This window comes from Streptomyces sp. CLV115 (genome assembly GCF_038448545.1).
GTDB classification, from domain to species: Bacteria; Actinomycetota; Actinomycetes; order Streptomycetales; family Streptomycetaceae; genus Streptomyces; species Streptomyces sanglieri.
Window position 1 is genome coordinate 18,552 of the sequence record NZ_JBCEWQ010000023.1, and the last position, 14,590, is coordinate 33,141.

The 14,590-nt window shown below is 74.5% G+C and carries 5 protein-coding genes; all 5 read right to left on the reverse strand.

All coding sequences use genetic code 11. The annotated features are described in order from the left end of the window. Window position 1: 1 nt before the first annotated feature. The 5 genes from AADR41_RS11495 to AADR41_RS11515 are packed head-to-tail and all read right to left on the reverse strand — an operon-like array spanning window position 2 to window position 14,546. On the reverse strand, window positions 2-3,976 hold the full coding sequence (locus AADR41_RS11495; protein WP_342281250.1) for an amino acid adenylation domain-containing protein: 3,975 nt from the start codon (window positions 3,974-3,976) through the stop codon (window positions 2-4). Next, window positions 3,973-8,655, reverse strand: a complete 4,683-nt coding sequence (locus AADR41_RS11500; protein WP_342281251.1) for an amino acid adenylation domain-containing protein — start codon at window positions 8,653-8,655, stop codon at window positions 3,973-3,975. Before AADR41_RS11500 ends, AADR41_RS11495 begins: the two co-directional genes overlap by 4 nt. After that, complete coding sequence (locus tag AADR41_RS11505) at window positions 8,655-9,707, reverse strand: MupA/Atu3671 family FMN-dependent luciferase-like monooxygenase (RefSeq protein ID WP_342281252.1); 1,053 nt, start codon at window positions 9,705-9,707, stop codon at window positions 8,655-8,657. Before AADR41_RS11505 ends, AADR41_RS11500 begins: the two co-directional genes overlap by 1 nt. Further along, a complete protein-coding gene (locus AADR41_RS11510; protein WP_342281253.1) occupies window positions 9,692-13,216 on the reverse strand; it encodes an amino acid adenylation domain-containing protein in 3,525 nt (1,174 codons plus the stop codon). Before AADR41_RS11510 ends, AADR41_RS11505 begins: the two co-directional genes overlap by 16 nt. After that, window positions 13,200-14,546 (reverse strand): MFS transporter, encoded by a 1,347-nt coding sequence (locus AADR41_RS11515; RefSeq protein ID WP_342281254.1) that lies wholly within the window; start codon window positions 14,544-14,546, stop codon window positions 13,200-13,202. Before AADR41_RS11515 ends, AADR41_RS11510 begins: the two co-directional genes overlap by 17 nt. Window positions 14,547-14,590: the final 44 nt, after the last annotated feature.

The following is a 14,590-nucleotide window of genomic DNA, read 5'->3' on the forward strand; positions in this document are numbered from 1 at the left end:
CTCAGTCCCCTCGGAGGGCGGTTTCGATGACCGCGGCGATCACGGCCGCCGGGCCCTGGGTGAGTACGTCGCTGTGACCGCAGTCCAGTTCGTGCACGTCGAGCGCGGCGGTCACGCGCTGCCAGGCCTCGGTCTTCTCGGCCGTGGTCGGCCAGTCGTCGCGCGTCGCGGAGAAGAGCGTCGTCGCGCCGTCGTAGGGGGACGGGTGCCAGTCCCGTACCAGCCGGGTGTGATGTGCCCCGACATCGACGAGGGTGTGCAACCGGTCCTCGGAGAGGCCGTCGAAGCTGCCCCCGCGGGCCTGGGAGAAGAGCGCGGACCGCTCCAACGGGCCGTTCGGCAGAGGCAGTTCCGGTGCGTGGGAGTGGAGCAGGATGCGCAGCATCTCGTCCTCGACGGCGGCGGGGTCCAGCAAAGTGCCCCGGATCCGCTCCGGCATCGGCATGGCGTCCACCACGACGAGCATCCGGACCTCTTCGCCCTCCCGGCGCAGCCGCACCGCCAGTTCATGGGCGAGCGGACCGCCGAAGGACCGGCCGAGCAGCAGATACGGTCCCCGCGGCCGGAGTTCGCGGACGCTGCGCAGATACAGGTCCGCCATCTCGTCCATGGTGGCCGGGAGCCCGCCGGTGCCGGTCAGCAGTGCCGGGCTCTGCAGGGTGTGCACCGGGCGGTCCGGTGCGAGGTGCGGCAGCAGGTTCACGTACGACCAGCTGAGACCGAGCCCCGGATGCACACAGATGAGCGGGGTGCGGTCGCCGCCGGTCCGCAGGGTGAGCACATGCTCCAGGCTGTTGTGGTGCGGTTCGGCCGGCACGGTCGCGGATCCGGCGCGTCCGCGGGCGGGCCGCAGCGGTATCCGCGCGGCGCGGCCGTTGCCGGACGGCGGCGCGTCGAGCAGGGCGGCGAGACCGGCCGGGGTCGGCGCGTCGAACAGGGCGGAGACCGGGATCCGTACCCCGAGCACCGTCTCGATCTTCGACTTCAGGCGCAGTGCGGTCAGTGAATGGCCGCCGGCCCGGAAGAAGTCGGTGCCGGGCCCGACCGCGGGAACCCCGAGCACCGTCCCGAACAGGGCGCACAGCTCCCGCTCGCGCGGGGTGAGCGGCGCCCGGTCGGCCACCGGTTCCCCGGTCGGCCCGGGGTCGGGGAGCGCGGCCCGGTCGGCCTTCCCGTGGCGGGTGAGCGGCACCTCGTCGATCCGGGCCCACAGGGACGGAACCAGGTGTGCCGGCAGCTGCTCGGCGGCATGCGCCCGCACCCGGGCGAGGGTGCGGTGCCACCGCTCCTCCGGGTCGGAGCGGTCCTCGTCCGCGCTCCGCTCCGGCACCAGCCAGGCGGCCAGCAGCTTGCCGCCCGCCGCGTCCCGCCGGGCACCGACCACGGCCCGCGCCACACCGGGGCAGCCCGCGAGCGCGGCCTCGACCTCGGCGGGTTCCACACGGAAGCCGCGCACCTTGACCTGGTCGTCGGCCCGGCCCGCGAACTCCAGGACGCCGTCCGGCGTCCAGCGGGCCAGGTCCCCGGTGCGGTACATGCGGCTGCCGGGCGGCCCGTACGGATCGGCCACGAACCGTTCCGAGGTGGCGGCCGGCCGGCCGAGGTAGCCCTGGGCGAGACCGCTGCCGCCGAGGTAGAGCTCACCGGTGGCCCCCGCCGGGACCGGGCGCAGCCGGTCGTCCAGGACCTGGGCGCGGGTGTTGTCCAGGGGGCGCCCGACGGGCACGGCCCCCGTACCGCGGGCGCTCTGCGCGTCGGCGGTGTGGGCGGTGGCGAACACCGTCGTCTCGGTGGGGCCGTAGCCGTTGACGACCACCGTGTCCGGGCAGTGCTCCCGGATCCGGAGCACCGTGTCGGGTGCCAGGACGTCGCCGCCGGACCACACCTCACGGAGCCCGGACAGTGCCCCGGGCGCGATCTCCGCGACGGTGCGCAGCAGTTCGGGCGTGAGCATGAGCGCGGTGACCCGCCGCTCCCGCACCACTCGCTCCAGCAATTCCGGGGTGACCGCCTCGGCGGGGGCCACGACCACGGTCCCGCCGTTCAGGAGCGGGATCCACACCTCGTAGGTGGAGGCGTCGAAGGTGTACGGGTTGTGCAGCAGCACCCGGTCGTGGGCACCGCCCGCGAAGCGGCCGTCGGCGGCGAGTTCGGTGATCGCCCGCTGCGGGACGACCACCCCCTTGGGCTCCCCGGTGGAGCCGGAGGTGTGGATCACGCAGGCGGCGGCCCCGGGATGGGTCTCGATCCGGTCGAAGGGCACGGGTTCGGACGCCTCGGTGACGTCCAGCACCGCGACCCCCGCGGGCAGCCGTGCGGCACCCCGGTCCGCCCCCGAGGTGAGGACCAGGGAGGGGGCCGCCGCGTCCATCAGCCGGGCCAGCCGCTCCGCCGGGTGCGCCGGGTCCAGGGGGAGCCAGCAGGCGCCCGCCTTGAGCACCGCGAGCTGGGCCACGATCAGCGACGCCGAACGGGGCAGCAGCAGGGCCACGGTGTGCCCCGGCGCCACACCGGCCCGCCCGAGACGGCCGGCCAGCCGGTCCGAAGCGGCGTCGAGCCCGGCGTAGCTGAGCGTCTCGCCGTCGGTGTCGACGGCCGGTGCGTCCGGAGTGCGGGCCACCTGGGCGGCGAACCGCCCGGCCGGGGTGGCGGGTCCGGCGGACGTGCGGACCGGGCCGTCCGCCAGGGCGAGCAGCCGGCGCCGCTCCGCCGCGGGCAGCGCGTCGACGTCCGCCACCGGCATCCGCGGCGAGTCGGCCAGCTGCTCCAGTACGTGTGCCAGGCGCTCGGCGATCGCCGGCGCCGAGATGCCCCGGCGGCAGCTCACGGACAGCAGCAGCCGGTCCTCGGCCACCGCCGCGATGGTGACCGGGTAGTGCGTCGCGTCCGCCACCTTCGCCAGGCGGACCGCGTCGTCACCGTCCCCGCTCCCGGAACCGCGCGGGAAGTTCTCGAAGGCGATGATCGAGTCGAAGAGCTCACCGGCCCCCACGGCGCGCTGCACCTCGGCGGTGCGGGCGTGGTGGTGCTCCAGCAGCCGGGACTGCTCGTCCTGGATCCGGCACAGCAGCTCGTCGACCCGCTCGTCGTCCCGCAGCCGGACCCGTACCGGCAGGGTGTTGATGAACAGGCCCACCATCGACTCGACGCCGGGCAGATCGTGCGGGCGCCCCGAGACGACCGCGCCGAAGACCTGGTCGCGGGAGCCGGTCAGCCTGGCCAGGACCAGTGACCAGGAGACCTGGACCAGGGTGTTGAGGGTGACGCCCGCGGTCGCGGCCCGGCGCACCAGACGCTCGGTGAGGCCGGTGGGCAGCCACAGCCGCGAACGGTCCGGTGCCGCGTCCGGTCCGGCCGGGGCCAGCAGTGCCGGCCGCTCCAGACCCGCCAGCGACTCGCACCACGCGGCTTCGGCCTTGTTCCGGTCCTGACCGCCCAGCCACACCAGATAGTCCCGGTAGGGCGCGGCGGGCGGCAGCGGCCGGCCCGCCACGAGGGCGGCGAGGTCCCGCTCGACCACCGGCATCGACCAGCCGTCCAGCAGGATGTGATGGAAGGACACGATCAGTTCGGCACCGGTGCCGTGCCGCAGGAACGTGGCACGGACCAGGGGCGGGCGGGCCATGTCGAAGCGGAGCGCCGCGTCCTCACGCAGCACCTCCTCGGTCCGCGCGTCCGCCTCGTCCGTGCTGAGCCCCGTCAGGTCCACTTCCGTCCACGGCACCTCGACCGCTTTCGGTACGACCTGGACCGGCCGGTCCAGGCGCTCGTGCCGGAAGCAGGCACGCAGATTCGGATGCCGGTCCAGGAGCGCGGCGACCGCGGCCCGTACCGTGTCCCCGCCGATCGCGGGGCCGATCACGAACCGGGCCTGCACCAGATAGGGGTCCGGGCCCCCGGTCTGCCGGGCGGTGTGGAACAGCAGGCCCTCCTGGAGCGGGGAGAGCGGCAGTACGTCCGCGATGCGCGCGTTCATCGCCGGTCCTCCTCGTCGTCGTCGGTGCCGAGGTCACCGAAGTCCATCTCCTGTGCGAGCAGTTCGAGCTGGTCCCCGGTCAGGTCGACGAGCGGGAAGTCGGACGGGGCGTGGACGGCCGTGCCGTCCGGTCCGCAGTGGTCCGCGAGGACACGGAGCGCCTCGGACCAGGACCCGGCCAGGGCGCGCATCCCGTCCTCGGTGAACGCCCCGGACGGGTAGGAGAAGCTCGCCTCCAGCACGGGCTCGCCGTTCTCCTCCCGGGCCAGCACATCCACCTCCAGGGTGTGCGCCAGCGGCACGGCGTCCGGGCCCGGTTCGAGCAGCCGTCCGCCCGCCGCGTCGGCCGCGGCGAACCGGCCCAGATAGTTGAAGCGGACATCGGGCGAGGGGAGCGCGGCGAGCACCGGGCCGGTCTCCGGGTGGAGGTAGCGCAGCAGACCCCAGCCGAGCCCGCCGGAGGGCACCGCGAGCAGCTGCTCCTTGACGCACTTCAGGGCCTCGCCCGGCCGGCCGCCGGGCACCACCGACGCCGCACCCAGGTCCAGGCGGACCGGGTACTGGGTGGTGAACCAGCCGACGGTTGCGGACACATCGACCGGGGCGGACAGCGCCTCGCGGCCGTGGCCCTCCAGATGGACGACCAGCGAGGATCCACTGCCGCGCCGCTGGACGGCCGCCGCGGTCAGGGCGGTCAGCATCACCGCGTCGGGGCGGCAGTTGAAGGCGCCCGGCAGAGTGAGGAGCACACTGCGGGTGAGGTCGGGGTCCAGATCGAAGGTGAGGGTCTCCCGACGGCCACCCGGCTCCGGCTCCTCGGCGAGCCGGGCGGTGCCGTCCGCCAACTGCCGCTTCCACCAGGGAAGTTCGTCGAGCCGCAATGCGGCCTCGCGGGAGAGCAGCCGGGACCACCGGGTGAACGAGGCCGTCCCCGTGGGAGCGGCGTCGTCCGGGGAGCGGCCGTCCAGCGCCGCGGCGAGCTCCTGCCCGAGCACCCGCCAGGAGAACCCGTCCACCGCCAGATGGTGCACGGTGAGCAGCAGGGCACCGGGCCGGCCGGAGCCGGGGTCGAGCCACACCGCCCGCACCATCTCGCCGTCCTCGGGACGCAGGGCGACGGTGCGCGCCAGCTCCGTCGCCCGGGAGTGCAGATCGGCGTCCGCCGGCACGGCCACCCGGACGGCCCGCGCGGCCGGGGGCGCGCTCTCCTCGGGAACCCGGAGCTCCCAGCCGGTGTCGCCCTCGCAGACCAGGCGCATCCGCAGCGCGGCGTGCCGCTCGGTCAGTACGGAGACGGCCTCCTCGATCGCGGCGAGTCCGGTGCCGGGCGCGAGCGGGAACAGCATGGACTGGGTGAACGCGGCGGTGTCCCGGACCTGTTCGCGCCACCAGTGCATCACCGGGGTGAGGGGCAGCCGCCCGGTCCCGGTGTCGTCCTCCTCCGGGGCGTCGCCCTCGGGCGTACGGGCCAGCACGGCCAGCCGGGCCGGGGTGCGTACGGTGAACACGTCGTGCGGGGAGAACACCAGACCGGCCGTACGGGCCCGCGCGGCCAGCTGGATCGCCATGATGCTGTCGCCGCCGAGGCGGAAGAAGTCGTCGTCCGCACCGGCCTGTTCGACGTCCAGCAGCTCCGCGAAGAGCCCGCACAGGACCTCCTCGCGCGCCGACCCGGGAAGCCGGACGGTGTCCGCGGTCCGGGCGGCGGGCGCGGGCAGTGCGGCCCGGTCCAGCTTGCCGTGCGACGACAACGGCAGCGCGTCCAGCGCCACCACCGCGGCCGGGACCATGGCCGCGGGCAGCCGCCCGGAGGCGTGCAGCAGCAGCGCGTCCTCGTCGATCCGCGCTCCCGGCGCGGGCACCACGTACGCCACCAGCTGTGCGGAGCCGGCCCGGTCGTGCCGCACGACGGCCACCGCCCGTTCCACGCAGGGGTGTTCGGCGAGCGCGGCGGCGATCTCGCCGGGCTCGATGCGCAGCCCGCGCAGCTTCACCTGCTCGTCGCCGCGCCCCAGGTAGTACGTGTTCCCGTGGTCGTCGCGGTGGGCGAGGTCGCCGGTGCGGTACATGCGGCTGCCGGGCGGACCGTAGGGATCGGCGACGAACCGCTCGGCGGTGAGCGCGGCCCGGCCCAGGTAGCCGTGGGCGAGCGCTTCACCCGCCAGGTACAGCTCACCGCCCGCCCCGGCGGGGACCGGCCGGAGCTGTTCGTCGAGGAGGTAGGCGCTGGTGCCCGCCACCGGTGTGCCGATCGGCGGCGCCGTCCCGTCGGCGTCCAGCGGTCCGGAGACGGTGGAGACGACAGTCGATTCGGTGGGCCCGTAGGCGTTGTGGAAACGCCGGCCGGCGACGGCCCAGCGGGCCACCAGCTCCGGAGGGCAGGCCTCCGCGCCGACGACGAGGGCGCGCAGCTCCGGATACGGACCGGCCGGCACGGTCGCCAGCACCGACGGCGGGACGAAGGCGCAGGAGATCCGCCGCTCGGTCAGTACCGCCCCGAGGTCCTCGCCCACCAGCGGGCCCGGCCCCGGCAGCACCAGCGTTCCGCCGGAGCCGAAGGCCAGGCACAGTTCACCGACCGAGATGTCGAAGGAGGGCGGCCCGAGCTGGAGCACCCGGCTGCCCGCCTCCAGTGCGAGGCCGTCCACCAGGCTCCGGGTGAGCGCCGCCACCCCGGCATGGCCGACCACCACGCCCTTGGGGGTGCCGGTGGAGCCGGAGGTGTGGATGACATGGGCGGCGCCGTGGAGTTCCGGGCCGCCCGGCGGCAGCGGCTCCCCGGCCCAGGCGTCCTCGTCGAGGACCAGGACCGGCAGACCGGTGTCCAGGGGAGCGGCGCCGGGTCCGGTGACCAGGAGCACCGGCGCGGCCTCGGCGAGGACCCGGCGGATGCGCTCGGCCGGATGGGCGGGGTCGACCGGCAGATAGGCGGCGCCGGCCCGCTGCACGGCCAGTGCCGCCACCGGCCAGTCGCTGCCACGGGCGAGCGCGAGGGCCACGATCCGCCCGGGACCGGCGCCCAGGCGCACCAGACGGCCCGCCAGCCGGGCCACCCGGTCGTCGAGCCGGGCATAGCTCAGGGTGTGCCCCGGGGACTCCACGGCCGGCGCGTCCGGCGTGCGGGCCGCCTGCCGGGTCACCAGCTCGGGCAGCGGCACGGTGGCGGGGCCGGCGGGCCCGGCCGAACCGGCGAGCAGCTCGCCGCGCATGGCCGAGGGCACCACGTCGATGTCACCGACGAGCGCGTCCGGGTCGGCGGTGATCCGCTTCAGGAGCTCGACGTAGCACTGCGTCCAGCGGGCCACCGTCTCGGCACTGAAGACATCGGTGCGCAGCCCGAAACTGCCCTCCATGCCGTCACCGCTGTCCTTCACCACCCCGACCAGGTCGTGCTCGCCGCCCGTGTGGATCCGCTCGGGCTCCGCGAACTCCTTCATCACCGAGACGCTCGGCTGCTGCGTCAGGTGCATGAAGACCCACTGGTACAGCGGGGCCCGGCCCGCGCTGCGCTCGGGCGCGGCGGCCGACACGATCCGGCCCACGGGCACGTCCGCGTTGGCCATCAGATCCGGGAAGTCGACCGCGAACCCGGCGAGCAGCTCGGCGAACGACCGGTCCGGAGCCACCTTCCAGCGGGTCGGCACGGCATTCATGACGTACCCGATGACCTGGTCGAGGCCCTTGGCCGCGCGGTTGGCGATGGGGGTGCCGATCACCAGGTCGTCGGCGCCGCTGACCCGGTGCGCCAGCACGGCGAACGCCGCCATCAGGACGACGTACACCGAGGCGCCGCGCTCCCGGGCCAGGGCCCGCACGGCGGCGGTGGTCGGCGCGTCGATGTGGAAGGGCACCTGCGCGATGCCCTCGCCCCCGGCGACACCCCCGTTGCTGCCCGGCACCGTCAGCGGACCGGGCGGGTCGGCGAGATAGCGCCGCCAGAAGTCGAGCCGGCTCGCGAAGACCCCGGACTCCGCCAACTCGCTCTGCCAGGACGAGAAATCGGCGTACTGCACGGCCGGCCGGGTCAGCGGCGGCTCCAGACCGTCGCGCAGCGCACCGTAGGCCCGCGCGAACTCGTTCTGCAGCACATCGAAGGACCACCAGTCGCTGATGGTGTGGTGCAGACTCAGCATCAGTGTGGAGCGCCGCTCGTCGACCCGGACGAACCGGGCCCGGATCAGCCTGTCCCGGGCGAGGTCGAAGGGGCGGCTGCGGAAGGTCTCGAAGGCCTCGTCGATCGAGCGGCCGGTGCCCCGCAGATCCTCGCGCTCCAGGTCGAAGGACCCGTCGTCGGGGAACTCGACATGCAGCTCGCCCGACGGATCCGTCACGATCCGGGTCCGCAGGATGTCGTGGTGACACTGGATCAGCGTCAGCGCCTGCTCCAGGTGGGCCGGGTCGACGGGCCGCTCGAAGTGGTAGGCGGCGCACAGGTTGAGCGCCGGGGTGCCGGGATACAGCGAGTCGTACACCCACAGGTCGTGCTGCGCGGGGCTGAGCGGCACCCGGCGGGCCGGGTCGCGCGGCGGTACGACGGCGGGTATCTCACGGGCCCGGCCCGCCTCCAGGAGGCGGCGCAGCAGACGGACCCGCTGTTCCCGGCCCAGTGCGACGAACCGGTCGGCCATGGAGGGGGATGCCGCGACCGGGACGGTGCGCGAAACGGTGGGGGCGCTCATCACAGGTTCTCTTTCAGTTCGGCCAACCGGTGCAGCCCGGCCAGTACGTCGTCCCGTCCGATGCCGAAGTCGATGAAGCAGGCGACCTCGTCGACGCCCAGCTCCGCCAGATCGGCGAGCATCTTGGCGCAGTGGCCGGGGGAGCCGAGCAGGCTGCCCCAGCTCAGATAGCGCTCGAACGCGAAGTCGGCGAGCATCGCGGTCTGTTCCTCGGTGAGGGCCGCGGTCGTGGCGTCCGCGGAACGGTTCGCCGCGGTCTGGCGTACGTACGAGGAGAGGTAGGTCTTCAGGGGGGCGCCCGCCATCCGGCGGACCTCCGCGTCGTCGGTTCCCACGTAGGTGTGGGCCATCAGCGTGACCCGGCCGTGCGCGTCGGTGCCCCGCTGGTCGGGGGCCCCGGCACAGGCGGCGCGGTAGCGGGCGATCCGCTCGGCCAGCTCGTCCCGGCTCTGCCCGACGGTCGCGCCGAGCACTCCGGCGCGCAGCCGGCCGGCCGCCTCCCAGGTCTCCGGGTTGCCGGACGTGGTGACCCACAGCGGCAGGGTGTCCTGCACGGGCCGGGGCTGGGGTGTGACGGAGACCGGGTCGCCCGTGCCGTCGGGGTACTCGGCGGGCTCGCCCGCCCACAGCGCCCGCAGCCGGGGGATCGTCTCCAGAGCGGTCCGCCGGCGGTCCGCGTACTGCTCGGGGGCCAGCGTGAAGTCCTTGGAGTGCCAGCCGGTGGCGACGGAGAGGCCGACCCGCCCGTGCGAGAGGTTGTCCACGACGGCCCAGTCCTCCGCCACCCGCAGCGGATGGTGCAGCGGCAGGACGACACTGCCCGCGCGGATCCCGATCCGCTCGGTGGCGACGGCGAGTGCCGCGCTGAGCACCGGCGGGCTCGGGAAGACCTGTCCCACCTGCTGGAAGTGGCGCTCGGGGGTCCAGACGGCGTGGAACCCCAGCCGGTCGGCGGTCCGGGCCACGGCGAGGATGTCCTCGTACGTCTCGGTGTGCCGGGCCTCGCCGGCGGTGGTGCTGTCCGCACCGAAGAACATCACACTGAGGTCCACTGCCACTCCTCCTGCTTTCTGCCGGTCTGGGTCTGGGGTTCCGTGCGGCGCGGCACCCGGGGGCGTCGCGGGATGGGGGAAGCACCGGCGGGGGCCGGCAGTTCGACCGCCCGTTCCAGCTCGGCGGCGAAGGCGGCGACCGTGGGCGCGGCGAACAACTGCGCCACCGTCACCTGCCGTCCGGCGCCGAGCCGGGCCACGGCGCGCACCGCGCGCAGCGAGTTGCCGCCGAGGGCGAAGAAGTCGTCGTCCGGGCCGGCGCTCTGTACGCCGAGGACGTCACACCACACGGCGGAGATCTCCCGCTCCAGAGCGGTCATCGGTCGCTCGGTGACGGCCTGGCGCCGGACCGGCGCCGCGATCCGGTCGCTCCGGCCGGCCGGCCGCGGGGGTGCGGCGACGCCCAGCCGCGACAGGGGCGTGCCGGGGGCGGCCGCGGCCTCCTCCAGGGCCTGCGGCAGGGCGTCCGCGAGCCACTGGACGAACTCCGCCTCCAGCGCCTGCCCGCGGTACTCGAAGGTCAGCGTCAGCCCGTCCGGCGCACCCTCGGCCGAGGTGGAGTCCGTGACGTCCACCAGGAGTTCGAACCGGGCGGCGCCGGTGCGCACCACCTCGACCCCGTTCTCGGCACCGGGCAGCGCGACCTCGGCCCGGGCGTTGTTCTGGAGCGCCAGGACCACATCGGTGAACGGCTGACGGCCGGGGGAACGCGGCGGGTTGAGCGCGCCGACCACGTCCTCGAACGGCACGTCCTGGTGGCTGAACGCGGCGAGGTCCGTCTCCCGCACCCGGGCCAGCACCTCGGCGCAGGTGGGGTCGCCGGACAGATCGGTGCGCAGCACCAGCATGTTGACGAAGAACCCCACCACGTCCTCGACGCTGCCGTCCCCGGCGCGCCCGGCCACCGGCGCGCCGATCGCCAGGTCCTCGCCCGCCCCCGCCCGAACCAGCACGGTGGCCAGTGCGGCGTGCAGGGCCATGAAGAGGGTGGCGCCCCCGGCACGGGCCGATTCGACCACCCGGGCGTGCGCCGCCGCGTCGAGCCGGCGCACCACGACCCGCGCGTCCGGACCGGGTACGGGGGGACGCCCGGCGCGGCGGGGCAGCAGCGGACCGTCGGCCGCCAGCCCGTCCAGTTCCTTGCGCCAGTACGTGAGCTGACGGGCGGCGAGGGCATGCGGATCGGACGGCGAGCCGAGCCGGTCGAGCTGGTGCCGGGCGTGCTCCGCGTACTGCACGGTGAGCGGCGGCAGCCCGGCCGTCTCCGCGCCGTCGACCCGTGCCCGGTAGGCGCGGGACAGATCGCGGAAGAGCGGCCGCAGCGACCACCCGTCCCCGGCGATGTGGTGGACCAGCACCAGCAGAGCGTGCTCGTCCGGCCGCTCCCGGGAGGTGAACAGGGTGGCGCGCACCGGGAGTTCGGTGCGCAGGTCGAAACGGTGACGGGCCTCCCGCTCGATCTCCCGGTCCGTCGCGGCCCCGGCGGTCCGCAGCTGCCGGAACGGAGGCCGTGCGGCCGCCCCGCTCAGTACCCGGCGTACGGGGGAGCCGTCACGCTCCTCGAAGACGGTGCGGAGCACCTCGTGGCGTTCGGCGACCCGAGCCAGCGCGTCGTCCAGCGCGGCCACGTCGACCGCGCCCCGCAGCCGGACCAGCATCGGCAGGTTGTACGCGGCGCCGGCCCCGATCCGGTCCAGGAACCACAGCCGGTGCTGCGCGTGCGACACCGGGAGCGTCCCGGAGGAGTCCCCGGCTGCGGCGGCCGGTGCCGGACGCGCCGGGGGAGCGGTGTCGACGAACGGGGCGAGCAGCGCCGCGGTGGGCGCCTCGAAGAGCCCGCGGATGTCGATCTCGGCGCCGAGCACGGCACGGATCCGGCCCAGCAGCCGGGCGGCGAGCAGGGAGTGGCCGCCCAGCGCGAAGAAGTCGTCGTCGGGGCCGACCCGGTCCGTGTGGAGCACCTGGGCGAACAGCTCGCACAGGGCGGCCACGGTGCCGCTCACCGCAGCCCGGCCGGCGAGGACCGCCGTGGTCCGGGGCTCCGGCAGGGCGGCCCGGTCCAGCTTTCCGCCGGCGGTCAGCGGCAGCTCGTCCAGCGCCACGAAGACCGCCGGCACCAGGTATTCGGCCAGCACACCGCGGGCGTAGGCGCGCAACTGCGCCTCCTGGAAGCCCTGCCGGGCACCGCCGCTCGGGACGACGTACGCGGTGAGCTGGCGGTCGCCCGCCGGGTGCTCATGGGCGACGACCGCGGCCCGGTCGATGCCGGGGTGCCGGGTCAGTACGCTCTCGACCTCGCCCGGTTCCACCCGGAAGCCCCGGATCTTCACCTGGCTGTCGGACCGGCCCAGATATTCGAGGACACCGTCGGCGCGGCGCCGCCCGAGGTCACCGGTGCGGTAGACGCGCTCACCGGACGGGGAGGCGACGAAGCGTTCGGCGGTCAGCGCGGGCCGTCCGCGGTAGTCGCGGGCGAGGCCCGCCCCGGCGGCGTAGATCTCGCCGCTCTGGCCGTCCGGCACCGGGCGGAGCTCCTCGTCGAGGACGTACAGCCGCTTGCCCGCCAGCGGACGGCCGATCGGCACCGGGCCCTGGCCGAGCCCGTCGGCGCTCACCGGGTGGACGGTCAGGAAGACCATGCACTCGACGGGGCCGTATCCGTTGCTCAGCCGCAGCTCCGGCCGGCGCTCCAGGGCGCGGGCAGCGTGCGGCGCCGACATGGCCTCGCCGCCCACCACGAGTTCCCGCAGTCCGTCCATCACCTGCGGGTACTCGTCGACGACGACATTGAAGAGGGACGCCGAGAGGTACATGGAGGTGATGCCGTGCTCGGCGACCAGCCGGGCCATCAGGAAGGGCTCGGGGCGCCGCCCGGGGTGCAGTACGCAGGTCCCGCCGTTCATGAGCGGCCCCCACAGTTCCAGGGCGAACGCGTCCCAGGACAGCGGCGCGCACTGGAGCCAGACCGCGCCGGGGCCGAAGGACGCGAAGCTCTGCCCGGTGAGGGTGGCGGTGATCGCGTGGTGCGACGCGGCGATGCCCTTCGGCCGCCCGGTCGATCCGGAGGTGAACATCACACAGGCGATGTCGTCGGGCCGGACCGGGACGGCGCCGCGCGGCAGCGGCCGCGCCCCGGCGGCGTCCTCGATGTGGACCCGGGCCGTGTCGAGGACCCCGGGCACGGCGTCGCGGGCCGTGACGACCGCGGTGGCTCCGGCGTCCTCGGCCATCGCGCGCAGCCGTTCGGCGGGGAAGGCGGGGTCCAGCATCACGTAGCCCGCCCCGGCCTTGAGGATGCCGAGGATCGTCACGACGAGAGCGGTGGAGCGCTCCAGGTACACGCCGACCGTGTCGCCGGGCCGGATGCCTCGCGCGGCCAGCAGACCCGCCAGCCGGCCGGCCCGGTCGTCGAGTCCGGCGTAGTCGGTCCGTTCGCCGCCGTCGATCAGGGCCGTCGCGCCGGGCGTCCGCGCCGCCTGCTCCTCGAAGAGCTCATGCACGCACCTCATCGCGGTCACCTCCCCGGCTCTCGCTCGGCCCGGCGGGCTCCCGCGGCGCGTCGAGGTCGGGCAGCAGGGTGTCGATCTCCCTGATCGAGCGGCTGGCCAGCCCCCAGAGGGCGACCGCGGTGCCGCCGACACCGGCGAGGAACAGCATGGCCGCCATGCCGCTGCCCGGACCGTTGCCGACGAGGGGGCCGAGCAGGGTGAAGAGCCCGGAACCACGGGCGGCCATCGGCTCGAAGACGTGGTCGGCGAGCGGCCCGGAGACCGCCATCGCCAGGGGCACGGAGATCTGTGACAGGAACATCACCGCGCCGAAGACCCGGCCCTGCCATTCGTGCGGGACCTTGGTCTGCACGATCGTCTGCATCGAGGCGTTGACCGTGGTCATGAGCAGGGCGCCGATCAGGATGGCCAGGCACCACCCGGTCACATTGCCCACCAGGCCCATCACCACCAGGGCGGACAGGCACATGCCGACCACGCCGAGCATCATGCCCCGGCCCCGGTTCGCGGGACCGCCCCAGGCAGCCATGAGCAGGGCACCGGCCACTCCGCCGACGCCGACGGAGGTGTTGACCGCGGCGAGCGCGCCGTTGCCGGCCCGGAGCAGCACCATCGGCGAGATGAGGGCGAAGCCGAAGACCATCACGAGGTTGACGACGCAGAAGTTGACGATCAGCTCGCGCAGGCCGGGGATCCGGAACAGGTAGCGCAGTCCTTCGACGGCGTCCGCGGTGATCCGCCTGCGCGGTGCGTCGGGGTGCTTCGTCACCCGGTCGCCGTTGAAGCGCACGACCTGGATGCCGATGAGGGCGAACGCGTAGCTGGCCACGTCGACCAGGAGCGTCGGCCCGATCCCGAAGAGCGCGACGAGCAGACCGCCCAGCGCGGGACCGCCGATCCCGGCGGCACTCTTCGCACCGGCCAACAGCCCGTTGGTGCGGTCCAGCTGGTCCTTGCGGACCAGCAGGGGAACGGCCGAGGACAGGGCCGGGAACTGGAAGGCGGCACAGATGCCGAGCAGGACGGTCGCCGGATAGACCTGCCAGGCCTGGAAGGCGCCGACGTAGTGGAGCAGGGCCAGCGAGCCGACGACGAGGAGTCCGCCGGCGTCGGCTATCCGGAGCGCAGTGCGCTTGCGTATACGGTCGACGATTGCACCCGCAATGGGACTGAACACGGCCTGCGGCAGCATGGCGCACAGCGAGAGGATGGTGACGTCGGTCGCCTTCCCGCCGGCCGACCAGACCTCGACGATGAAGGCGAACCGGACCGCCGCGCTTCCCGCCAGGGACACCGCCTGTCCGGACCAGACGAGGAGAAAGGGCCCCATTCCCGAGAACCGACCGGGAATGTCCGCTGATGTCCGGGCGCCCA

What these genes read in the sequence shown, in the direction of transcription:
- AADR41_RS11495 (WP_342281250.1), bottom strand. Translation starts at nt 3,976, where the DNA reads ATGAACGCGCGCATCGCGGACGTACTGCCGCTCTCCCCGCTCCAGGAG.
- AADR41_RS11500 (WP_342281251.1), bottom strand. Translation starts at nt 8,655, where the DNA reads ATGAGCGCCCCCACCGTTTCGCGCACCGTCCCGGTCGCGGCATCCCCC.
- AADR41_RS11510 (WP_342281253.1), bottom strand. Translation starts at nt 13,216, where the DNA reads ATGAGGTGCGTGCATGAGCTCTTCGAGGAGCAGGCGGCGCGGACGCCC.
- AADR41_RS11515 (WP_342281254.1), bottom strand. Translation starts at nt 14,546, where the DNA reads ATGGGGCCCTTTCTCCTCGTCTGGTCCGGACAGGCGGTGTCCCTGGCG.